This is a genomic window from Pseudomonas sp. NPDC089758, assembly GCF_044748705.1.
Lineage (GTDB): Bacteria > Pseudomonadota > Gammaproteobacteria > Pseudomonadales > Pseudomonadaceae > Aquipseudomonas > Aquipseudomonas putida_X.
Genome location: NZ_JBIVGN010000003.1, coordinates 184454 through 205078 on the forward strand (window position 1 = coordinate 184454; position 20625 = coordinate 205078).

Genomic DNA, 20625 nt, shown 5'->3' on the forward strand with positions numbered 1-20625 from the left:
CACGACTCATGCAAACGGGCCTGCCACGGCAGGCGCAGAAGGGCAAGAGGGTCGCGCTGGCGAGATCAAAACGTCTTGCAACAACCACCCGCGAACCTTCTTCGACCCTCGACGTCCGATCCTGCATCCCCCTTTCGAGGTTCCCCGCGTGAAAGAGATCATCGCCCGCAAGTATCGCCTGGTGGTGAAGACCTTCGGCTACATCGGCTGGTCGCTGTTCTGGCTGCTGATCTGGGACGTGCTGGTCACCATCGATTTCATGCTGTTCTTGAACAGCAAATTCACCCTGCCGTTGATCCCGCTGACACTGCTGGGTTCGGCACTGGTAGTGCTGGTGAGTTTTCGCAACAGCAGCGCCTACAACCGCTGGTGGGAGGCGCGCACCTTGTGGGGCGCGCTGGTGAACAGTTCACGCAGCTTCGCCCGGCAGACGCTGACGCTGATCGACGACACCGACGACGGCCTGAACCCGGTCAAGGCCACCTTGTTGCGCCGGCATATCGCTTATGTGAACTGCCTGGCAGCACACCTCAAAGGCGAAGCCTGCCCAGACGAGCTGATGGCGTTCATTCCCCCAGGAGAGTTCGAGCGACGCAACCGTTCGAACAATTTCGCCAACGATATCCTCAGCGGCTCGGCGACCCTGCTCGCCCGCGAATACAAGGCCGGGCGGCTGGACAGCATCCGCCTGGCGCGGCTGGAATCGACGCTGGTGGACCTGTCCAATGCCCAAGGCGGCATGGAGCGTATCGCCAACACGCCGCTGCCCTACCCTTACGTGTACTTTCCGCGGCTGTTCATCTCGTTGTTCTGCCTGATCGTGCCTGTGGGCCTGGTCGAGTCGCTGGGCTGGTTCACGCCACTGGCGTCTACCGTGGTGGGGTTCATGCTGCTCGCCATCGAGCGGATCGGCACCGACCTGCAGAGCCCGTTCCGCTTCAGTGAACACCAGATCCAGATGGACGCCATTTGCGAGACCATCGAGCGCAACCTGGAGTCGATGCAACGTGAAGCGCAGTGCGGGGAGTTAGGCGCTGAGGCGTTCAGGCCCGCACATAACGCTGGCGCATGACATCACTGAATACGTCCACCAACAGCACCAGGACCAGCATGGCCAGGATCACCGTGCTGGCCTGGGCCTCCTGGAACAGGCTCAGCGTGGTGTAGAGCATCTGCCCCAGCCCCCCAGCGCCAACGAGGCCAAGCACACTGGCCATACGGATGTTGTTTTCCCAGCGGTACAGGCTGTAAGCCAGCAACTGCGGCCACAGGTTGGGCAAGGTGCCGAAGCAGAACGCCGCCAGTTGCCCGCCACCTTGCAGGCGGATCGCCGCCGCCGGCTCGGCCGGGGTATTTTCCAATGCCTCGGCGTACAACCGGCCAAGCACACCTGCCGTGTGCAGAGCCAGTGCAAGCGTCCCGGCATTGGGGCCAAGCCCTGCGGCCAGTACCATCAGCGCCGCCCATACCAGCTCGGGAATGGCCCGCAGGGCATTGAGCAGCAGGCGCGCCGAAGCCTGCAGCGGCCAACCGAAACGCCCCGCTGCGGGCAATGCCAACAGCATGCCCAGCACCATTGCCAGCAGCGTACCCAGCCCGGACATGGCCAGGGTTTCCAGGGCACCGCGCGCCACGGCTTGCAGATGTTCGGGGGTAACGTCCGGCTGCAGAAAACGCCCGGCATACTCGGCCATCTGCCCCAGCCCGCCGTTACCCACCAGCGCCTGCAGGTCCAGGTCCAGGTAGCTGAACGAGGCGACTACCGCGCCAACCAGGGCAGCCATCACCAGCAGATTGATCACGCGGCTCATGCCAACCGCCCCCGCAGGAAGCGGCTGAGCAGGTCCGCCAGCAGCACCAGGCCAAAGAAGGCGAGCAGCATGCTTGCCACCTCACCGCCTGCGAACATGCGCATCGACAGGTCGATCTGCTGGCCCAGCCCCCCAGCACCCACGAAACCCATCACCACCGAGGCGCGCACCGCGCACTCCCAGCGGTAGACGGTGTACGACACAAGCTCGGTCCCAGCACTGGGCAGGATGCCGTAGAAGAAGGCGGTCAGCCGGCCACTGCCCGCTTGCAGCAGGGCATGCGCCGGGCGCTGGTCGACCGACTCGAAAATTTCGGCATAGACCTTACCGAGCATACCGCTGTAGGTGATGGCGATGGCCAGCACCCCCGCCGTTGGCCCCAGCCCTACCGCGCGCACGAACAGCAACGCCCAGACGACCTCGGGGACACTGCGCAGGAAAATCAACAGCCCCCGCACCGGCATCCTGAGCAGGCGGGACCAAGCGCCGGAACGACCGCCGCGAGAGGCTGCGCGCAACGACAAGGCGCGGCTGGCCAGCAAGCTGGCCGGGACTGCCAGCAGCAGCGCAAGCACCATGCCGGCAGTGGCCACCGCCAACGTCTGCAGGGTCGCCTCGTAGAGCAATTTGAGGAACTCGCCATCATGCGCCGGCGGCCAGAAGGCGCTGGTGAAGCTAGCGATCTGCTGGCGGTTTTCCGCTTGCAGCAGCACACCCGGGTTCAGCTCGCTCAACTGCGCCCCAGGCCACAGCAGGGCCAGCGCAACCAGGGCGACGAACAGGCGCGGCACAAATGCCGGATCCCGGGCGCTGGCCTTCAGCATCGCGGAATCTGCACAGCCAAGGTCGGCGCCTGGGGCAGTGGCGACCCCAACTGCTCGTTGGCGTAAAGCGCATCGAGCATCTGCTCGGTCACAGCCTCGGCAGAGCAGTCGAACGCCACCCTGCCCTCACGAATGCCGATAACCCGCGGGAAATGCGCCAAGGCCAGGTCCACTGCATGCAGGCTGGCTACCAGCGTCACGCCGTGAGCTTGAGCATGGCGGTTGAGCAGGGCCAGACTGTGCTCGGCCAGCACGGGGTCCATCGCTGACACCGGCTCATCGGTCAGCAGTACCTCGGGCCGCTGATACAGCGCGCGCGCAATGCCGACGCGCTGCAACTGGCCCCCGGAAAGCTGCCCGCACTGGACGAACAGCTTTTCCGCCAAGCCCAGCTCGGCCAGCACCTGGCGTGCCCCCTGCACATCGGTGGGGTACACGAGGTTGAGCAGCGAACGCAACGTACCCCACTGCCCCAGGCGCCCGGCCAGCACCGCAGTCACCACCCGCTGGCGAGGCGGCAAGGGCGGCGCCTGATGTACCAGGCCAACCCTGGCGCGCAGCCGCTGGCGAGCCTTTGCCGACAACGCCCAAGGCTGCTCACCCAACAAATCCAGGCGCCCTGCGCTGGGCTGTACGGCCGTGGCCATCAGGTGCAGGAGGCTGGATTTGCCGGCCCCTGAAGGGCCGATGATCGCAACACGCTCACCCTGGGTGATACGCACAGACACCGAGTCAAGCGCGCGAACCTGGCCGTGGCGCAGCCCCGCGTCGAGCAGCGTGATAGTCACTTGAGCAGGCCGGCCTCACGTGCCGCCTGCTCGGTGCCCTGGTAGTTCTCAGGCTTGGTTTCGATGAAACGGCTGGCGGCCTGCAGGTCGAGGATCTTCTTGTGCTCCGGGTTCGAAGGGTCCAGGGCGAGGAAGGCTTGCTTGATCTTGTCTTTGAGCGCTGGGTCCATGTTGCCGCGCACGGTCCAGTTGTAGTCATAGTAGGTCGGGGTGGTCGCAAACACCTTGACCTTGCTGGTATCGACCTTGCCGGCATCGACCAGCTTCTGCCAGACGCTGGCGTTGAGCACGCCACCATCGACCTTGCCGGCCTGGACCCAGGCCACGGTTGCGTCGTGGGCTCCGGAGTAGGCGACGCGGCTGAAGTAGCCCTCAGGCTTGATGTTGTCTTGCTTGAGCATGAAGTAGCGCGGCATCAGGCTGCCAGAGGTGGACGAAATCGAACCGAAGGCGAAGGACTTGCCCTTGAGGTCGGCCAGGCTCTTCACCTGTGGGTTGGCGGTGATGAACTTGGAGGTGAACTGGGCATCCTGCTCACGCTGCACCAGAGGCGTGGCGGTCGGGTCTTTGAGGTGCACCTGAACGAAGGTGAAACCACCCAGCCAGGCGAGGTCCAGACGGTCGCTGGCCAGCGATTCAACCACTGCCGGGTAGTCGGCTACCGGCACGAACTTCACCTGCATGCCCAGTTGCTGGGACAGGTATTTGCCCAGCGGCTCGAACTTGCGCAGCAGCTCGGTCGGCGCTTCGTCGGGAATGGCACTGACCCGCAAGGTGTCAGCGGCCTGCGCTACAACGGCACAGCAGGACATCACGAGGCCGGCGGCGAGCGCCAGAGGGCGTTTGAGCATGGGATTCTCCGGTTCAATAGCGGGGAAAGTGTCAGCGATAGGCAGACGGAGATGGATTATAAGTGGCACGGACGCAAAGGCCAGCTTTGCTACAATCGCCCATCACGAAAAATGAGGTGCGTAATGAGCGAGCCGATTCGCCTGACCCAATACAGCCATGGTGCTGGCTGTGGCTGCAAGATCTCCCCCAAGGTGCTGGATGTGATCCTGGCCGAAAGTGGCGTCCAGGCCCATGACCAGAACCTGTGGGTCGGCAACGCATCGCGCGATGATGCCGCCGTGTACGCCCTGGATGATGAGCGCGGCGTGGTTTCCACCACCGACTTTTTCATGCCCATCGTCGATGACCCCTACGACTTCGGCCGCATCGCCGCCACCAACGCCATCAGCGACATCTACGCCATGGGCGGCGACCCGTTGATGGCCATCGCCATCCTCGGCTGGCCGGTCAACGTGCTGCCGCCCGAAGTGGCCCGTGAAGTTATTCGCGGTGGCCGCGCCGTGTGCGCCGAAGCCGGCATCCCCCTGGCCGGCGGGCATTCGATCGATGCCCCCGAGCCGATCTTCGGCCTGGCTGTCACCGGCGTGGTCAGCAAGCGCCACCTCAAGCGCAATGACACCGCGACAGAGGGTTGCCGCCTGTACCTGACCAAGCCCTTGGGCATCGGCATCCTCACCACCGCCGAGAAAAAGGCCAAGCTGCGCGAACAGGACCAAGGCCTGGCCCGCGACTGGATGTGCACGCTCAACACCCCCGGCAGCCGCTTTGGCAAGCTCGACGGTGTCAAGGCGATGACCGACGTGACTGGTTTCGGCCTGCTCGGCCACCTGGTCGAATTGGCCGAGGGCAGCGGGCTGACCGCACACCTGGACTACGCCGCCGTTCCGCGCCTGCCGGGCATCGAGCACTACATGGCCGAGGGCTGCATCCCCGGCGGTACCCTGCGCAACTTCGACAGCTACGGGCACAAGATCGGTGCGCTGACCGACGATCAGAAGCACCTGCTGTGCGACCCGCAAACCAGTGGCGGCCTGCTGGTGGCGGTCACCCCCGAAGGCGAGCAGGCGTTCCTTGCCGTCGCCGCCGAACTGGGCCTGGACCTTGCGCCGATCGGCCTGCTGGCTGAGCGACAGAGCCACGCAGTCGAGGTGAACTGATGCGCCACGACTGCACCGACTTCCGCCAGTTGTTCCTCAACGATGTGCCGATGATGGACATGCGTGCGCCCGTCGAATTTGCCAAGGGCGCCTTCCCCGGCGTGGTCAATCTGCCGCTGATGACCGACCAGGAGCGGCAAAAGGTCGGTACCTGCTACAAGCAGCAGGGCCAGGCCGCCGCCATCACCCTCGGCCATCAACTGGTCAGCGGCACCCTCAAGCGCGAGCGCCTGCACGCCTGGGCCAGCTTTGCCAAGGCCCACCCCGATGGCTACCTGTACTGCGCCCGCGGCGGCCTGCGCTCGCTGATCGTTCAGCAGTGGCTGCGCGACGAAGCGGGCATCGCTTACCCGCGTGTCAAGGGTGGCTATAAAGCCATGCGCACGTTCCTTTTGGAAACAACCCAGCAGGCCGTGGAGCAATGCGATTTCGTTCTGCTCGGCGGCCTGACCGGCACTGGCAAGACCGATGTGCTGCACCAGCTGAGCAACGTGATCGACCTTGAAGGGCATGCCAACCATCGAGGTTCGAGCTTCGGCAAACGTGCCACCGGGCAGCCGGCGCAGATCGATTTCGAGAACAAGCTGGCCATCGACGTGCTGAAAAAACGCGCCCGCGGTATCGAGCAATTCGTGCTGGAGGACGAGGGCCGTATCGTCGGCAGCTGCACCGTGCCCCTGGAGCTGTACCAGGGTATGCAGCAGTACCCATTGGTATGGCTGGAGGACAGCTTCGAAAACCGCGTGGAACGCATTCTGCGCGACTACGTGGTTAACCTGTGCGCCGAATTCGTCGCGCTCCATGGCGAAGAGCTCGGGCGCCGGCTGTTCGCTGAGCGCCTGTTACAGAGCATGAGCAACATCCACAAGCGCCTGGGTGGCGAGCGCTGTCAGCGCCTGTCAGAGATCATGCGCCTGGCGCTGGATGAGCAGCAGCGCACCGGGGGTATCGATTTACACCGGGGGTGGATCGAGGGGTTGCTGAAGGAATACTACGACCCGATGTATGCCTACCAGCGTGATGCCAAGGCGGACCGGATCGAGTTTGCAGGGGATGCTGTGGAGGTGCGCGAGTACCTCAAGGCTCGCCATCGCTAGGGCCGCTTTGCGGCCCATCGCCGGCAAGCCGGCCACAGGGACCGCGTCAGCTTCTAGGCATTTCTAAAAGCCGGCGCAATCCATGTGGGAGCTGGCTTGCCAGCGATGGGGCCCGCAGGAGCAACATCATTGCCCGGGGCTTAGCACCCGCTCCAGTTCTGCCGCCCGCTCGCGGGTCATGTCCATCATGCACATCCCGCCCTCCAGCTGGGCCATCGTGCCGCCGCTGGCTTGCACGTGGAATTTGCAGTTGCCATCCCGGTAAGCGATCCACTGGCGCTGAACATCGCGCAAGCTCTTCTTAGGCCCCGCCTCGAGCTTGCCCATCAGTTGTTTGTAAGCCCGGTTCAACCGCGCGTCCTGCAGCTGGGTCTCGGCCTGGATGCAACTGCTCATCGCCACCGTACTGGAAGCCTTGTCCATGCACTGGGTGTAGCTCGGCGAGGTGTCCTCGGCCATCGCCACAGGCATGCAGCAAGCCAAGCCCAACCCCATCAAAAACTGCTTGTTCATCACCCTCTCCTGGTCAATTTCAAAAAGCCTGCGGCTGCTCGGGAGGCATCAGTACCTTGCCCGGCACAAAACGCAGCGACGGCATTTGCGTGGCGGCATACACCGCCAGTGCCAGTGCTGCAATCAACGCAACGTCCAGCCAGCGCCAACCCGGCATGTCTTGTGCGCCTTGCGCCTTCCAGACATGCCATGCCTGCCCCGCGCAGAACACCACCATAGATGCCAGCCAAAGGTAAAAACCCGCACCAAAGCCAATGCGGTCCTGAAACGCGTAGCTGATGTTATCCGGCAGCCGTTCGATGCCAAAACTGCTGGCCGCCAGGTACAGCGCTGCCAACCCGGCGACCAGCGCCAAACGCCGAAAACGCCGGTGGGCAAGCACTGCGATTGCCAGCAGCGGGTTGGCAAACCACTGGAACAGACCGAACGGAACACCCCAAGGCCCGTACAGCAACATCTGCAAGGCCGGCATGTGCCTGCCGGCGCTCATCAGCGCGCCATCGAAACCCAGGCCGAGCAAATACAGGGCAAGGCTGAACGTGACGTAGAAAGCCGTCATGCAACAGGTGGCTCGAGCAACAACCCGTAAATGCCCGAGTCGGACAACTCACCCGCCACGCACCAGCGTGCGCGCAATGTGCCTTCAAGGACGAACCCCTGACGTTCCAGCGTGCGTGCCGAGCCATTGTTGCGGGGGTCGATCTCTGCCTCCAGGCGACGCATGTGCAGGGTATGGGCGAGGTAGTCGATGAAGCAGGTCAGCGCCTCGTCCATGTAGCCCCTGCCCTGCACCGCGCTGGCCAGGCAGTAGCCAATCTCGCCACGACGGGAGGTGTCGTCGATGTTGAACAGCTGGACCATGCCAATCAGCTCGCCAGTGTCACGGCGGTACATGCCCAGCTTGAGCTGGTCACCATTGGCATAGGCCTCCCGGTCGGCAGCCAGGGCGCTTTGTGCCTCGGCCAGGTCCTGCCAGGGGGCATGGTGCCAGTAACGCATGACCTCGGGGTCGGCCATGATCGTCAGCCATTGCTGGGCATCGGCGTGGCGCATCGGGCGCAGCTGCAGACGCGGGCTGTCGAGGCAGAGGTCGGTGGGGAAACTTCGGGGTGGGGTCACGCCGCATCTCCTGTCCATTGCTGGGGAGATGACAGTTTAACGTCATGTGCGAGGGCTGGGGCATGCCTGGCGTATCAGGCTGTGCCGGAGACTGAGCGCCGCGCGGGCGGCGCCCACTCTCAAGAGCGCTGCAGCACCCTTGGCCAACACGCTTCAGGCACCGCGTTTCAACCCCACCTCCATGTCATTGATCAGCGCCTTGGCCATGGCACTCAGGATGCGCGCGGCGCTGCCCGCAACGAGGTTTCCCTCCATCTCCGCTTCCTCACTCAAATGCCGAATGCAGCCAAGCAGAACAGAAAGTTCGTCAAACGCGTGATCGAGCGGCACGCCCGGCTGGATGGCATACAGCCCGAGAAAGGTCTCTCGACCCGCCGTGGTTCGCGCTTTGAGGTCATCACTCATGCTCCCTCTCCAGCGTGGTCATGTGGCTGAAAAGGGCCCGCAGAAGATCGGTGAGGATGCCCATGTTGTCCAGCACCACCCTGCGTTGGTCTTCGCCCACGGTGCTGAGGTAGAGCTCGATGGTGCTCGAAAGGCTATCCATGAGCGCGGCGGCGTGAGCCTTGGCGTCTTCAAGGGAAAGGTCGGCGATTATCGTGATGTAGGGAATGGGGCAGCTGTCGGGTGGATCGGGAACGAGCTTTTTCATAGTCACTTCTCTCGGTAGAGGTTTCAGAAGCAACCACTCACATCCTTCTCACAGATTGGGTGGCAGCCATGCGCGAGGTGAGAAGACCGTGTCCGAGATCACCACGGCCAGACCGAAGCCTGCACGCGCACAGCTGCCATATCTGGCAAGCGATCTCAAACTACAGGCTTCTCACACCCGGTCGCCAAACCACAGCGACCGCGAAAAGTTACCTATGAGGTACAGGCTTGCCTATCAGACGGCATCCGACAGGGCTCGTAAGATAATTCGCCAAGCCCGTCTTTCTGAAGCATTTGGTTTCAGGTTCAGAAACTTCTTACAACGGCCTGCGGCAGTTACGCCGCAGGCCGCCGCAAAGGGCTCAAGCCACCTCGGCCCCATCATCCGGCCAATGCGGCTCATTGGCCCCCGGTGGCGTCAGCGGTGGCAAGCCATAAGCAGCACGTGCATCGTCGCAACTGGGGTTGTGCACGCCGCCCTCCCACGACGCTTCGAACTCACGGCAAGGGCTGGAACGGTTGGCGTAGATGGTGCACGCCACTTCGCTGCCGATTTCGCCCTTGAGGCTGACGCAACGGCAGGGCTTGGCATCGGTGCCGATCATGGCTACCCGGGTTGGGTTGATCTGCACCACCAGGTCATCGGGCACAAGGCCACCGGCTGACTGGCATTCGCCCCAGAAGAAGGACACACGGAAGTACCCGCAGCAGGCGCCGCAGTCAAGGCAAGGGTTGTATTCGGACATGATGGCACGGAAGGGGAAGGTTATTGTTATCGGGGCTGGCCCGCGGCGCCATTTGTAATCGAAGCCAGGTCGGCTGAGAAGAGGGGCAATGAAAAATAGTTTGCCGTCGATCCGGCAAACATCAGGGGCCGCATCGCGGCCCCTGAAACTGCGCTATTTACGGCTCAGGCCATCAGCCCGGAACATCTGCCGGATGCCCCGGATCGCCTGGCGAATCCGGTCCTGGTTCTCGATCAGGGCGAAGCGCACGTGGTCATCACCGTAATCGCCAAAACCGATACCCGGCGAGACACACACCTTGGCTTCAGCCAGCAGCTTCTTGGCAAACTCCAGCGACCCCAGGTGGGCGTACTGCTCGGGGATCTTGGCCCAGACATACATCGACGCCTTGGGGTTCTCGACCATCCAGCCCAGCTCGTGCAGGCCTTTGACCAGCAGGTTGCGGCGCTGGCGGTACTGTTCGGCGATGTCGCGCACGCATTGCTGGTCGCCTTCCAGCGCGGCGATGGCCGCCACCTGCAGCGGGGTGAAGGTGCCGTAGTCGTGGTAGCTCTTGATCCGCGCCAGGGCGCTGACCAACTCAGGGTTGCCCACCATGAAGCCGATCCGCCAGCCAGCCATGTTGTAGCTCTTGGACAAGGTGAAGAATTCCACCGCAATGTCCTTGGCCCCCGGCACCTGCATGATCGAGGGCGCCTTCCAGCCGTCGTAGACGATATCGGCGTAGGCCAGGTCGTGCACCACCAGCACGTCGTACTGCTTGGCCAAGGCCACCACGCGCTCGAAGAAGTCCAGCTCCACGCACTGGGCAGTGGGGTTGGACGGGAAGCCCAGGATCATCATCTTCGGCTTGGGGATGGACTCGCGGATCGCCCGCTCCAGTTCGTTGAAGAAGTCGACACCGGGCACCAGCGGCACCGAACGCACCTGGGCACCGGCGATCACTGCGCCGTAGATGTGGATCGGGTAGCTCGGGTTGGGCACCAGCACCGTGTCGCCTTGATCGAGCGTGGCGAGCATCAGGTGGGCCAGGCCTTCCTTGGAGCCGATGGTGACGATGGCTTCGCTGTCCGGGTCGATGTCGACCTCGTAGCGCTGCTTGTACCAGTTGGAAATCGCCCGGCGCAGGCGCGGGATGCCGCGAGAGGTGGAATAGCCGTGGGTGTCTTCACGCTGGGCAACCTGCACCAGCTTCTCGACGATGTGCGGCGGCGTCGCGCCATCAGGGTTGCCCATGCTCAGGTCGATGATGTCCTCACCACGGCGGCGGGCAGCCATCTTGAGCTCGGCAGTGATGTTGAAGACATACGGGGGGAGACGATCGATGCGCGCGAAGCGGCGCGGCGAACCTTGGTCGGCCATGGTTTCCTCTACGAAACGTAAGCGCCCGGAACCGTCCGAGCGACGCTGGCCGCTGCGGCGGCCTGATTCAGAAGATAGTGCCGAGCAGGCGTATGTGTAAAGGATAATTTCCTGATTACTTAGAACTTTTCAGGCTTATTTTTTGAATTACCAGGATTTTCATTGTTTGCACTGCCCTCTTCCAAGCTAAAGCCCCTCACACGGTTGCCGTTTGCACCCCAAAGAGGCCAGCACTGACTGACACCCATAAAAAAACCCTGGCACCAAGGCCAGGGTTTTCGATGTTGCAGGCGACTGTATCAGCGCGCGTAGGTCATCAGCACGTCGGCGGCAGTCTGGCTGTCCACCGACATCATCACGCTCAGGGCGGTGACGGTGAGGATGGAGAAGCCAAATACCTTGCGGGCCCACTTGCTGTCGTCCTCGGCCTTGTAACCACCCCAGGCCATGTACAGCCAGTACAGGCCCATGGCTGCTGCCACGGCCAGGTAGCCGAGGCCGGCGTAACCGCCGAGGGTGAGCATCAGGGTCGCGAGCACGAAGGCCAGCACGTACAGCACGATCTGCTTCTTGGCCGCAAGAATGCCGCGCGCCACCGGCAGGACCGGAATGTTGGCAGCGCTGTAATCCTTGAAGCGGAAGATTGCGATCGCGAAGCTGTGCGGCATCTGCCACAGGCTGAACATCACCAGCAGGGTCACTGCCGCCAGGTCGAAGCTGTTGCTGACGGCGCAGTAGCCGATCACCGGAGGCATGGCACCGGACAGGCTGCCGACCAAGGTGCCGTGCACCGATTTGCGCTTCAGCCAGAGGCTGTAAAAACCGACGTAGACGATGAACCCGATCAGCGCGCAGAACGCCGACAGCGGGTTGGCCTGGACATACAGCAGGCTGAAGCCCGCCACCCCGAGGAGGGTGGCGTAGACCAGCGCGAGGGTCAGCGACATGCCGCCCTGGACCATGACGCGGTTCTTGGTGCGTTCCATCTTGATATCGATGTCGCGGTCGATGCAGTTGTTGAACACGCAACCGGACGCAACCACCAGGGACGTACCTATTACCACCGCCAGGAACAGGGCGAAGTCTACATGGCCCTTCGAGGCAAGGAAGAAACCGCCTGCCACGGAAAGCACGTTACCGAAAATGATCCCCGGTTTGGTGATTTGGATAAAGTGCTTAACGGACATGCAGTCTTACCTCACTTGGCCATCATTTCGTAGTGGATGCTGAACATGATCCACAGCGACAGGCCGACCAGCAGTGCAATCACCATGGTGGTGAACAGGAACGTCGACACGTTGGAACGCTGCTCTTTCGAGCGGTCCATGTGCAGGAAGTACACGAGGTGCACTACCACCTGGATGACGGCCATGGCCACCACGATCAGGACGGTCAGATTCTTCGGCAGGCTCGGGTACATCACCAGGCCGAACGGGATCGCGGTCAGGATGATCGACAGTACAAAGCCGATCATGTAGGACTTCACGCTACCGTGGTTACCTTCGTGATGAGTGTCGTGTGCGTTAGCCATTACAGAACCCCCAGCAGGTAAACGACGGTGAATACGCAGATCCAGACCACGTCCAGGAAGTGCCAGAACAGGCTCAGGCAGCTCATGCGGGTCTTGGCGGTCGGCGTGATGCCGTGCTTGTTGATCTGGTACATCATGATTGCCATCCAGATCAGGCCGGCGGTCACGTGCAGGCCGTGGGTGCCTACCAGGGCGAAGAAGCCCGACAGGAAGCCACTGCGCTGCGGGCCGTAGCCCTCAACGATCAGGTGATGGAACTCGTAGATTTCCATCGCGATGAACGCAGCACCGAACAGGAAGGTCACTGCCAACCAGCCCAGCACGCCTGCTTTCTTGCCGTCGAACATCTTCAGCATGGCGAAGCCGAAGGTGATCGAGGACAGCAGCAGGAACAGTGTTTCTACAGCTACGAAATCGAGCTGGAAGATGTCATGACCCGACGGGCCGCCGGCAAAACTGCCGGACAGCACCGCGTAGGTGGCGAAGAGCGACGCAAACAGGATGCAGTCGGTCATCAGGTACAGCCAGAAACCGAGTACGGTCATCTGGCCCGAGTCGTGGTGGTGATCGTCGTGCCCATGGTCGTGACCATGAGCATCGCCGTGGATTACTTGACTGGACATTGATTACACCCGCTCAAACGATTCGACACGTGCGCCGGCAGGCAGAGCACCTGCTTTGGCCAGCGCTTTCATGCGCTCGCCTTCGATGCGCGCCACTTCTTCGGCCGGAACCATGTAGCCCTGGTCGTCACGCGCAGCGTGGCGAACGAAGACAGCGATGGTCGCAACCAGGCTCGCACCCACCAGCCACCAGATGTGCCAGATGAAGGCGAAGCCGAAGACGGTCAGGAACAGGCCCATGAACAGACCGGTAGCAGTGTTGCTCGGCATGTGGATGGCTTCGTACTTGGCCGGAGCCTTGTACGCAACACCGGCTTCCTTGGCTTCGTGCCAGCAGTCCAGACCAACTTTCTCAGGCATGTGAGCGAAGTTGTAGAACGGAGGTGGCGACGAAGTCGACCATTCCAGGGTACGGCCGCCCCATGGGTCGCCGGTCACGTCCAGGTTCTGGTTGCGGTCGCGGACCGAAACGTAGATCTGGATCAGCTGGCAAGCGATACCGAACAGGATCAGCACGGCGCCGGCGACGGCAACGTACAGGTAGGGTTCCCACAGCGGGTTGTCGGAGTGGTTCAGACGACGGGTCATGCCCATGAAGCCCAGGGCGTACAGCGGCATGAACGCTACGTAGAAGCCCGAGATCCAGAACCAGAAGGCAGCTTTGCCCCACTTCTCGTTCAGGGTGAAGCCGAAGGCTTTCGGGAACCAGAAGGCGAAGCCGGCAATGTAGCCGAATACCGCACCACCGATGATCACGTTGTGGAAGTGGGCGATAACGAACAGGCTGTTGTGCAGCACGAAGTCAGCACCTGGAACAGCCAGCAGAACGCCGGTCATGCCACCGATGGAGAAGGTGATCATGAAGCCCAGGGTCCACATCATCGGTGCGGTGAAGCGCACACGGCCCTGGTACATGGTGAACAGCCAGTTGAACAACTTCACACCGGTCGGAATGGAGATCAGCATCGTCGCCAGGCCGAAGAAGGTGTTGACGCTGGCGCCGGCACCCATGGTGAAGAAGTGGTGCAGCCATACGGCGAAGCCCAGGATGGCGATCGCGCCCGATGCGTAGATCATCGAGTGGTGGCCGAACAGACGCTTGCCGGAGAAGGTCGAAGTCACTTCCGAGAACACGCCGAAGGCCGGCAGGATCAGGATGTAAACCTCAGGGTGACCCCACGCCCAGAACAGGTTGACGTACATCATCGGGTTCCCACCAAGCTCGTTGGTGAAGATGTGGAAGTCCAGATAACGGTCAACAGTCAGCAGTGCCAGTGCAGCGGTCAGGATCGGGAAGGAAGCGACGATCAGCACGTTGGCCCAGGTGCAGGTCCAGGTGAAGATCGGCATGTCCATCAGTTTCATGCCAGGTGCGCGCATCTTCATCACGGTGACGAGGAAGTTCACACCGGTAAGCGTCGTACCCAATCCGGATAGCTGTAGCGCCCAGATATAGTAATCGACACCCACCCCAGGGCTGTACTGAATGCCCGCGAGCGGCGGATAGGCAACCCAGCCGGTCTTGGCGAATTCACCAACGCCCAGCGAGATGTTGACCAGCAGCACGCCTGCCAGCAGCAGGTAGAAGCTCAGGGAGTTCAGGAACGGGAAGGCAACGTCACGTGCACCGATCTGCAGAGGAACCGCCAGGTTCATCAGGCCGGTGAAGAACGGCATCGCCATGAAGATGATCATGATCACACCGTGCGCGGTGAAGATCTGGTCATAGTGTTCAGGCGGCAGGTAGCCTTCGGAGCCGCCGGTAGCAGCAGCCAGCTGGGTACGCATCATGATGGCGTCGGCAAAGCCGCGCAGCAGCATGACCATCGCGACGATGATGTACATCACCCCGATTTTCTTGTGGTCGACCGTGGTCAGCCACTCGGTCCACAAGTAGGTCCACTTGCGGAAATAGGTGATAAGACCGACGACAGCGATACCACCGAGCGCGATCATGGCAAGCGTCACCATGACTATCGGCTCGTGATAGGGTATCGCCTCCAGGCTTAATTTACCGAACATCTCTTACTCCTCTGCACCGGCAGCTGGTTGCATACTCGATTCCACACCCTTGGTAGTGGCCAGATCTTTGCTGCCTGCTTCTTCGTGGCTCGGACGACCGCGGTTCATGCCTTCGTACTTGTCGACGATGATCTGGAACTGGTCAGGCGAGGCCTCGCTATACAGCGCGACTGGGTTGTTTTCGCTTGGTTTGGCCAAGGCGTCGTATTCGGCCTTGTCCAGCTTCTTCGGCGACTGCTTGACCTCGGCGACCCACTTGTCGAAGTCTTCCTGGGAGGTTGCAGTGGCCTTGAATTTCATGCCGGTGAAGCCAGCACCGCTGTAGTTGGCGCTGATACCGTCAAACACGCCGTTTTCGTTGGCGATCAGGTGCAGCTTGGTGGTCATGCCGGCCATGGCGTAGATCTGACCGCCCAGGCCCGGGATGAAGAACGAGTTCATCACGGCGTCGGAGGTGACGCGGAAGTTGACCGGGGTGTTAGCCGGGAAGACGATCTTGTTGACCGTGGCGATGCCTTGTTCCGGGTAGATGAACAGCCACTTCCAGTCCAGTGCGACCACGTCGATCTGAATCGGCTTCACGTCCGAATCCAGTGGACGGTAGGGGTCCAGCTTGTGGGTGGACTTGTAGGTGACATAACCCAGGGCAATGATGATCAGGATCGGGATGATCCACACCGCAGCCTCGATCTTGGTCGAGTGCGACCAATCTGGGGTGTAGGTGGCCGCCTTGTTGGAAGCACGGTACTTCCAGGCGAACGCCACGGTCATGATGATGACCGGGATCACCACCAGCAGCATCAGGCCGGTAGCGATGAGGATGAGGTTCTTTTGCTCAATGCCGACCTGACCTTTCGGGTCGAGCAGGGTCCAGTTGCACCCGCTGAGTAAAAGCATGCCTAAAAAGGGCAATATGCCAAACAGTCTGGGGTAACGCTTTTTACTCATCTCACGACCTCTAGATCAGCTTGCTTCAATGCAATTTGTGTTTTGGTAGCCAACACTTCGTCCTGCCAAGTGAGGCATTTCGCGCCCGAATACGCTCCTGCCTGGGGCCCGACTGCAGGACCTTGGCTCAAGCGTGTTAGCGGTGCTTATGGTTTCGTAGGCAACAGGCCTGTACTTCAGACCAAGTCCGTTTGGTGCGGGAAAACGCGGAGGGGTATCCGCCCGGTATCGCCGCTGGGCGAAACTTGACGAAGTCAGCAAAAGAAAGCGCTGGGGCTTCCTTCAATCCTGCGACTCGCAAGCAGTGCCGAACGGAAATTGGGGGCGATTGTAGTGAGGTCGCCAACCCTTGACTATGACTTATTGAGCAACAGTCTTTTACAGAATGCGTAACAATAGTGGTTGGAAATTCAACTTCGCGACAGTTTGTCGCACCCCGCTTGATAGGCCTCAAACCCGCGTCCTGCAAGGCTTTGTGGTTGATCTGGATCAAGCGGTGGGCGACTTTTCCCTCTTCTCTGTGGGTGCAAAAGACCACAGCAAAATCGGGACTTATGTCTAAGGCTGGCGCCTGTTGCGATAGATGCCCAGCGGTACCAGGATGGCCGTCAGCACGAACGCCATCAGTGCCCATTGCGCCAGGGACAAGCCGAGGATCGGCGGGTATGGCGTGCTGCAGAACCCGTCGACCTGGAAGGCGAGCGGCCAGAGCTTGGCCAGTGGCAGGTCGTCGACGATCGGCTGCAGGGTGTCGATACCGCAACTGACCATGGGGTTGGCGAGTATATACACATGGTTGCCGGCCGCAACGATTCCGCCAATTGCGCTAAGCACCACCAGCCCCTCGAACAGCGTGAGGCTGCGCCGCCCGGGCATCGCGGCGGCGATGAAGGCAAACACGGCGATGAACAGCAGGGCATAGCGTTGCAGGATGCACAGCGGGCAGGGCGCTTCGCCGAGCACCACCTGCATGTACAAAGCGCCACCGATCAGGGCGAGACAGATCACCCCCAGTAGCACCAGAAAGCGCCGTTCCCGATTCAGGCGCGATGTTTGTTCGTTCATTGCCGGTTCCTTCGATGGATAGGGGCAGCGTGGTCCACCTGCCTGGCGCGATTCTACACGCAGGTCTGACCGTTAGCGTGTCGAGGAAGCGGCAAGACAGCACTGCGAGGGCTATCCGGAGTGGGCTTGAGACCGGCGGGCGTGCCGTCGGTTCAACGCCGGCCGGTAAAAAAGCAGCTGCCCGGATGCCGCGCAGAGGCAAGCCCCTCGACACCCGGGAGTGAAGGATACAGTGATTAAAGGACGATTAAGGATGAAAGATGGCCGGCGTGGTTCATCTCTCCTTTATATGAGAAATCGACGATACGCCGCCGGCCCTGAGACCGGCAGCGTGCCTGGAGGGAGGTTTGTAGCGGGGATGACCTTTGTGGGGGTTCATTTGAGCCTTGCATGGGATGTACCGGCCCCATCGCCGGCAAGCCGGCTCCCACAAAGTACCCCACTGCCCTCACGCTCAGCGCAGGCCTTTGAAGGCCCCCCCTGCCCCAAAGCCAACCGCGAACCCGGTGGGAGCCGGCTTGCCGGCGATGGGGGCAGCCCGGTCAATACATCATTCCAAGGCTGCCGCTGGCCCGAAGAACTCATAGCGGCTCTGCTGCGGCGGCACGCCCAGCGCTTCCAGGTAGCGCTTGATCACCGCCATGAAGCCCTTGGGCCCAAGGAAATACGCCTCCACATCACGCTCACTCGGCATCCATTCAGCCAACAGCTCCTGGCTCAACAGCCCAACCGCATTGGCATCGCGCGACCCATCATCCTCGGCATAGCAATAGAAGCGCTTGAGTTGAGGATGCTGCTTGGCCAGCCCATCCACCCACTCGCTGAAGGCATGCACCGCACCATTGCGTGCACAGTGGATGAAGTGCACCGGGCGCTGGGTCTGAAGGGCCGCCTCCAGCATCGCCAGGGTCGGCGTGATGCCCACCCCACCACTGATCAGCACCAGCGGCTTGTCACTGCTGGCAAGGGTGAAGTCGCCGGACGGCGGAAACAGTTGCAGTGTGTCACCGACCATCATTTCATGATGCAGGTAATTGGACACCTTGCCGCCCGCCTCACGCTTGACGCTGATGCGGTATTGCTTGCCATCGCACAACGCCGAGAGCGAATAATTGCGACGCTGCTCGGCGCCGTCGATGAACAATTGCAAGCCGATGTACTGGCCCGGTTCAGCCTTGAGCACCGGTTTGCCGTCCACAGGAGCGAAGTAGAACGAAACGATCTCGCTGCTTTCCTGCTCGCGGCGCACCAAGCGGAATTCGCGGGTACCGCGCCAGCCACCGACGGCCTCTTCCTTCTGTTTGTAGAGGCCTTCCTCGGCGCCGATGAGGATCTCGGCCAACTGCCCGTAGGCCGCGCCCCAGGCTGCGATCACCTCGGCAGTGGCGATGTCCTTACCGAGTACTTCCTCGATGGCCCGCAACAGGCAGCTGCCAACGATCGGGTAGTGCTCCGGCAGGATCTGCAAGGCGACGTGCTTGTTGATGATCTGGCCGACCAGGCCGCCGAGCTGTTCCAGCTGGTCGATGTGCCGGGCGTACATCAGCACGCCATTGGCCAGGGCGCGCGGCTGGTCGCCACTGGCCTGATGGGCCTGGTTGAACAGTGGGCGCACCTGCGGGTACTCGCTGAGCATCAACTTGTAGAAGTGGGTAGTCAGCGCTTCTCCACCGGTTTCCAGCAGCGGGACGGTGGCTTTGATGATTGCACGTTGTTCGGCATTGAGCATTTGCAACGACTCCTGAACCAGGGGCTTGGAAAGGTTGCATGTGCAGTATCAGTATTCGTGCCAAACTTTAATTACAGCAAAATCAAGTGCTTAGACTATTCGATGTCAAAAAGACCAGCCGCGGAGTATAGTCATTTAGACCAACAGGAGTCCTTATGACCGCAAAGCCGTTGCTCACCGCCCTGCTCCCCTTGGTCAGCGACCTGTCCCGCGACCTGCCCGACCAGGAACGCTACCGCCGCCTGCTGCAAGCCATGCGCGGCCTGCTACCCTGCGATGCCGCTGCGCTGTTGCGGCTGGATGGCGAATGGCTGGTGCCACTGGCTGTCGACGGGCTGTCTGCCGATACCCTGGGCCGGCGCTTCAAAGTGAGCGAGCATCCGCGCTTCCAGGTGCTGCTCAGCCGCGCCGAGCCTACGCGCTTCCCCAGCGATTCCCAGTTGCCCGACCCCTATGACGGCCTGGTCAATGCCCACGACGTCGACCTTCACGTGCATGACTGCATGGGCTGCCCGCTGATGGTCGACGAGCGCCCCTGGGGCCTGGTGACGCTCGATGCCCTCACCCCTGGCCAGTTCCAGAGCCTGGAGCTGGATGCCCTGCAGGCTTTCGCCAGCCTGGCAGCCGCCACGGTCACGGTGGCCGAACGCATCGAACACCTGGCCCTGCGCGCCGAGGATGAGCACCAGCGCGCCGAGATCTACCGCCAGGCCAGCGGCCAGGACAAAGAGCTGATTGGCCAAAGCCCGGCGCACAAGCGCCTGCTGGACGAAATACGCCTGGTCGGCGGCAGCGACCTGACGGTGCTGATCACCGGTGAAACCGGGGTGGGCAAGGAACTGGTGGCCCAAGCCCTGCACCAGGCCAGCCACCGTGCCCACAAGCCACTGATCAGCCTCAACTGCGCCGCGCTGCCCGACACGCTGGTGGAAAGCGAACTGTTCGGCCATGTACGCGGGGCCTTCACCGGCGCCCACGGTGAGCGCCGCGGCAAGTTCGAACTGGCCAATGGCGGCACGCTGTTTCTCGACGAAGTGGGCGAACTGCCGCTGGCGGTGCAGGCGAAGCTGCTGCGGGTACTGCAAAGCGGGCAACTGCAGCGTCTGGGCTCAGACCGCGAGCACACAGTCGATGTGCGCCTGATCGCAGCGACCAATCGCGACCTTGCCGCCGAGGTACGCAACGGCAACTACCGCGCCGACTTCTACCACCGCCTGAGCGTGTACCCGCTGCAGGTTCCGCCCCTACGCGAGCGTGGGCGTGATGTGCTGCTGTTGGCGGGGTACTTCCTCGAACAGAATCGATCACGCCTGGGCCTGAACAGTCTGCGCCTGAGCAACGACGCGCAATCATCGCTCCTGGCTTACGGCTGGCCCGGCAACGTGCGCGAACTGGAACACCTGATCGGCCGCTCAGCCCTCAAGGCACTGGGCCAGCACCCGGACCGGCCACGTATTCTCACACTGCAAGCCAGTGACCTGGACCTGCGTACCGAGGCGGGCGTGGTACAGGCCCCCGCCCCGGCGCCCTTGCCGGCGCCGGCGCTGGCCGAAGGTGGCTTGCGCGAGGCTGTCGACGGCTACCAACGCCAGGTGATCGATGCCTGCCTGCAGCGCCATCAGGACAACTGGGCCGCCGCCGCCCGCGAGCTCGGCCTGGACCGGGCCAACTTGAACCGCCTGGCGCGGCGCTTGGGCCTGCGCTAGACGCGTTTCGTACAAAAGGATTAACCCAGAAAGCCTCTGGTTGCTTTCCGTTGGGCTGCTATATCTCCCTTACCACCGGTA

Annotated in this window: 22 protein-coding genes; 4 read left to right on the top strand and 18 right to left on the bottom strand. The window is 62.0% G+C overall.

Annotated features, from left to right (window positions below):
• The first annotated feature begins 148 nt into the window (after positions 1–148).
• Positions 149–1072, top strand: coding sequence for a bestrophin family protein (locus tag ACIPZH_RS05495; protein ID WP_400626055.1), 924 nt, complete (start codon positions 149–151; stop codon positions 1070–1072).
• Here the strand turns inward: ACIPZH_RS05495 and phnE are convergent.
• Genes phnE through ACIPZH_RS05515 form a run of 4 tightly spaced genes read right to left on the bottom strand, consistent with a single transcriptional unit; the run spans position 1044 to position 4274 of the window.
• Positions 1044–1811: a phosphonate ABC transporter, permease protein PhnE gene (phnE, locus tag ACIPZH_RS05500; protein WP_241804159.1), complete on the bottom strand. Its 768-nt coding sequence runs from the start codon at positions 1809–1811 to the stop codon at positions 1044–1046. The two genes, ACIPZH_RS05495 and phnE, sit on opposite strands and share 29 nt — an antisense overlap.
• Entirely contained in the window at positions 1808–2635 is an 828-nt protein-coding gene (locus ACIPZH_RS05505; RefSeq protein WP_400626051.1) for a PhnE/PtxC family ABC transporter permease, read from the bottom strand. The genes phnE and ACIPZH_RS05505 overlap by 4 nt, the downstream gene beginning before the upstream one ends.
• Positions 2629–3423 carry a phosphonate ABC transporter ATP-binding protein gene (locus ACIPZH_RS05510; protein ID WP_241804157.1) on the bottom strand — a complete coding sequence of 265 codons (795 nt, stop codon included), beginning with the start codon at positions 3421–3423 and terminating at the stop codon, positions 2629–2631. The genes ACIPZH_RS05505 and ACIPZH_RS05510 overlap by 7 nt, the downstream gene beginning before the upstream one ends.
• On the bottom strand, positions 3420–4274 hold the full coding sequence (locus ACIPZH_RS05515; RefSeq protein ID WP_400635445.1) for a putative selenate ABC transporter substrate-binding protein: 855 nt from the start codon (positions 4272–4274) through the stop codon (positions 3420–3422). The genes ACIPZH_RS05510 and ACIPZH_RS05515 overlap by 4 nt, the downstream gene beginning before the upstream one ends.
• Positions 4275–4397: 123 nt before the next feature.
• On the opposite strand from ACIPZH_RS05515, the gene selD reads away from it, so the two are divergent.
• Both selD and mnmH read left to right on the top strand, forming a co-directional pair.
• Complete coding sequence (gene selD / locus ACIPZH_RS05520; RefSeq protein WP_400626049.1) at positions 4398–5432, top strand: selenide, water dikinase SelD; 1035 nt, start codon at positions 4398–4400, stop codon at positions 5430–5432.
• Entirely contained in the window at positions 5432–6529 is a 1098-nt protein-coding gene (gene mnmH, locus ACIPZH_RS05525; protein ID WP_400635447.1) for a tRNA 2-selenouridine(34) synthase MnmH, read from the top strand. The genes selD and mnmH overlap by 1 nt, the downstream gene beginning before the upstream one ends.
• A gap of 126 nt (positions 6530–6655) precedes the next feature.
• On the opposite strand, the gene ACIPZH_RS05530 is transcribed toward mnmH, so the two are convergent.
• The 14 genes from ACIPZH_RS05530 to hmpA form a co-directional block, all read right to left on the bottom strand.
• Positions 6656–7042: a lysozyme inhibitor LprI family protein gene (locus ACIPZH_RS05530; RefSeq protein WP_267818627.1), complete on the bottom strand. Its 387-nt coding sequence runs from the start codon at positions 7040–7042 to the stop codon at positions 6656–6658.
• 19 nt (positions 7043–7061) lie between these two features.
• Positions 7062–7601 carry a hypothetical protein gene (locus ACIPZH_RS05535; protein WP_400635450.1) on the bottom strand — a complete coding sequence of 180 codons (540 nt, stop codon included), beginning with the start codon at positions 7599–7601 and terminating at the stop codon, positions 7062–7064.
• Positions 7598–8161 carry a GNAT family N-acetyltransferase gene (locus ACIPZH_RS05540; RefSeq protein ID WP_012316174.1) on the bottom strand — a complete coding sequence of 188 codons (564 nt, stop codon included), beginning with the start codon at positions 8159–8161 and terminating at the stop codon, positions 7598–7600. The genes ACIPZH_RS05535 and ACIPZH_RS05540 overlap by 4 nt, the downstream gene beginning before the upstream one ends.
• A gap of 153 nt (positions 8162–8314) precedes the next feature.
• Positions 8315–8566, bottom strand: a complete 252-nt coding sequence (locus ACIPZH_RS05545) for a DUF3077 domain-containing protein (protein WP_400635453.1) — start codon at positions 8564–8566, stop codon at positions 8315–8317.
• A complete protein-coding gene (locus tag ACIPZH_RS05550; RefSeq protein WP_241804150.1) occupies positions 8559–8813 on the bottom strand; it encodes a hypothetical protein in 255 nt (84 codons plus the stop codon). Before ACIPZH_RS05550 ends, ACIPZH_RS05545 begins: the two co-directional genes overlap by 8 nt.
• A 361-nt stretch (positions 8814–9174) precedes the next feature.
• On the bottom strand, positions 9175–9558 hold the full coding sequence (locus ACIPZH_RS05555) for a YkgJ family cysteine cluster protein (RefSeq protein WP_241804149.1): 384 nt from the start codon (positions 9556–9558) through the stop codon (positions 9175–9177).
• 153 nt (positions 9559–9711) lie between these two features.
• The gene (gene alaC, locus ACIPZH_RS05560; RefSeq protein ID WP_241804148.1) at positions 9712–10920 is read right to left on the bottom strand and encodes an alanine transaminase; all 1209 of its coding nucleotides are present in this window, start codon (positions 10918–10920) and stop codon (positions 9712–9714) included.
• A 299-nt stretch (positions 10921–11219) separates the two neighbouring features.
• Positions 11220–12107, bottom strand: coding sequence for a heme o synthase (gene cyoE / locus ACIPZH_RS05565; protein WP_241804147.1), 888 nt, complete (start codon positions 12105–12107; stop codon positions 11220–11222).
• Between the two features lie 11 nt (positions 12108–12118).
• Positions 12119–12451, bottom strand: coding sequence for a cytochrome o ubiquinol oxidase subunit IV (cyoD, locus tag ACIPZH_RS05570; protein WP_012316180.1), 333 nt, complete (start codon positions 12449–12451; stop codon positions 12119–12121).
• Complete coding sequence (gene cyoC / locus ACIPZH_RS05575) at positions 12451–13074, bottom strand: cytochrome o ubiquinol oxidase subunit III (protein WP_241804146.1); 624 nt, start codon at positions 13072–13074, stop codon at positions 12451–12453. The genes cyoD and cyoC overlap by 1 nt, the downstream gene beginning before the upstream one ends.
• 3 nt (positions 13075–13077) lie before the next feature.
• Entirely contained in the window at positions 13078–15096 is a 2019-nt protein-coding gene (gene cyoB, locus ACIPZH_RS05580) for a cytochrome o ubiquinol oxidase subunit I (RefSeq protein WP_241804145.1), read from the bottom strand.
• Between the two features lie 3 nt (positions 15097–15099).
• A complete protein-coding gene (cyoA, locus tag ACIPZH_RS05585) occupies positions 15100–16044 on the bottom strand; it encodes a ubiquinol oxidase subunit II (protein WP_241804144.1) in 945 nt (314 codons plus the stop codon).
• A 558-nt stretch (positions 16045–16602) separates the two neighbouring features.
• Entirely contained in the window at positions 16603–17109 is a 507-nt protein-coding gene (locus ACIPZH_RS05590; protein WP_039601973.1) for a disulfide bond formation protein B, read from the bottom strand.
• A 550-nt stretch (positions 17110–17659) separates the two neighbouring features.
• Positions 17660–18838, bottom strand: a complete 1179-nt coding sequence (gene hmpA, locus ACIPZH_RS05595; RefSeq protein WP_400635454.1) for an NO-inducible flavohemoprotein — start codon at positions 18836–18838, stop codon at positions 17660–17662.
• 155 nt (positions 18839–18993) lie between these two features.
• Between hmpA and norR the strand changes: the two genes are divergently transcribed.
• On the top strand, positions 18994–20544 hold the full coding sequence (gene norR, locus ACIPZH_RS05600) for a nitric oxide reductase transcriptional regulator NorR (protein WP_400635456.1): 1551 nt from the start codon (positions 18994–18996) through the stop codon (positions 20542–20544).
• The last annotated feature ends 81 nt before the right edge of the window (positions 20545–20625 follow it).

Bases quoted from the DNA above. Each gene is read 5' to 3' on its own strand.
- phnE (WP_241804159.1), bottom strand. From the start codon at position 1,811: ATGAGCCGCGTGATCAATCTGCTGGTGATGGCTGCCCTGGTTGGCGCG.
- ACIPZH_RS05530 (WP_267818627.1), bottom strand. From the start codon at position 7,042: ATGAACAAGCAGTTTTTGATGGGGTTGGGCTTGGCTTGCTGCATGCCT.
- norR (WP_400635456.1), top strand. From the start codon at position 18,994: ATGACCGCAAAGCCGTTGCTCACCGCCCTGCTCCCCTTGGTCAGCGAC.
- mnmH (WP_400635447.1), top strand. From the start codon at position 5,432: ATGCGCCACGACTGCACCGACTTCCGCCAGTTGTTCCTCAACGATGTG.
- ACIPZH_RS05545 (WP_400635453.1), bottom strand. From the start codon at position 8,566: ATGAGTGATGACCTCAAAGCGCGAACCACGGCGGGTCGAGAGACCTTT.
- cyoD (WP_012316180.1), bottom strand. From the start codon at position 12,451: ATGGCTAACGCACACGACACTCATCACGAAGGTAACCACGGTAGCGTG.
- selD (WP_400626049.1), top strand. From the start codon at position 4,398: ATGAGCGAGCCGATTCGCCTGACCCAATACAGCCATGGTGCTGGCTGT.
- ACIPZH_RS05535 (WP_400635450.1), bottom strand. From the start codon at position 7,601: ATGACGGCTTTCTACGTCACGTTCAGCCTTGCCCTGTATTTGCTCGGC.
- ACIPZH_RS05555 (WP_241804149.1), bottom strand. From the start codon at position 9,558: ATGTCCGAATACAACCCTTGCCTTGACTGCGGCGCCTGCTGCGGGTAC.
- ACIPZH_RS05505 (WP_400626051.1), bottom strand. From the start codon at position 2,635: ATGCTGAAGGCCAGCGCCCGGGATCCGGCATTTGTGCCGCGCCTGTTC.
- ACIPZH_RS05515 (WP_400635445.1), bottom strand. From the start codon at position 4,274: ATGCTCAAACGCCCTCTGGCGCTCGCCGCCGGCCTCGTGATGTCCTGC.
- ACIPZH_RS05550 (WP_241804150.1), bottom strand. From the start codon at position 8,813: ATGAAAAAGCTCGTTCCCGATCCACCCGACAGCTGCCCCATTCCCTAC.
- cyoC (WP_241804146.1), bottom strand. From the start codon at position 13,074: ATGTCCAGTCAAGTAATCCACGGCGATGCTCATGGTCACGACCATGGG.
- hmpA (WP_400635454.1), bottom strand. From the start codon at position 18,838: ATGCTCAATGCCGAACAACGTGCAATCATCAAAGCCACCGTCCCGCTG.
- cyoA (WP_241804144.1), bottom strand. From the start codon at position 16,044: ATGAGTAAAAAGCGTTACCCCAGACTGTTTGGCATATTGCCCTTTTTA.
- cyoE (WP_241804147.1), bottom strand. From the start codon at position 12,107: ATGTCCGTTAAGCACTTTATCCAAATCACCAAACCGGGGATCATTTTC.
- cyoB (WP_241804145.1), bottom strand. From the start codon at position 15,096: ATGTTCGGTAAATTAAGCCTGGAGGCGATACCCTATCACGAGCCGATA.
- alaC (WP_241804148.1), bottom strand. From the start codon at position 10,920: ATGGCCGACCAAGGTTCGCCGCGCCGCTTCGCGCGCATCGATCGTCTC.
- ACIPZH_RS05590 (WP_039601973.1), bottom strand. From the start codon at position 17,109: ATGAACGAACAAACATCGCGCCTGAATCGGGAACGGCGCTTTCTGGTG.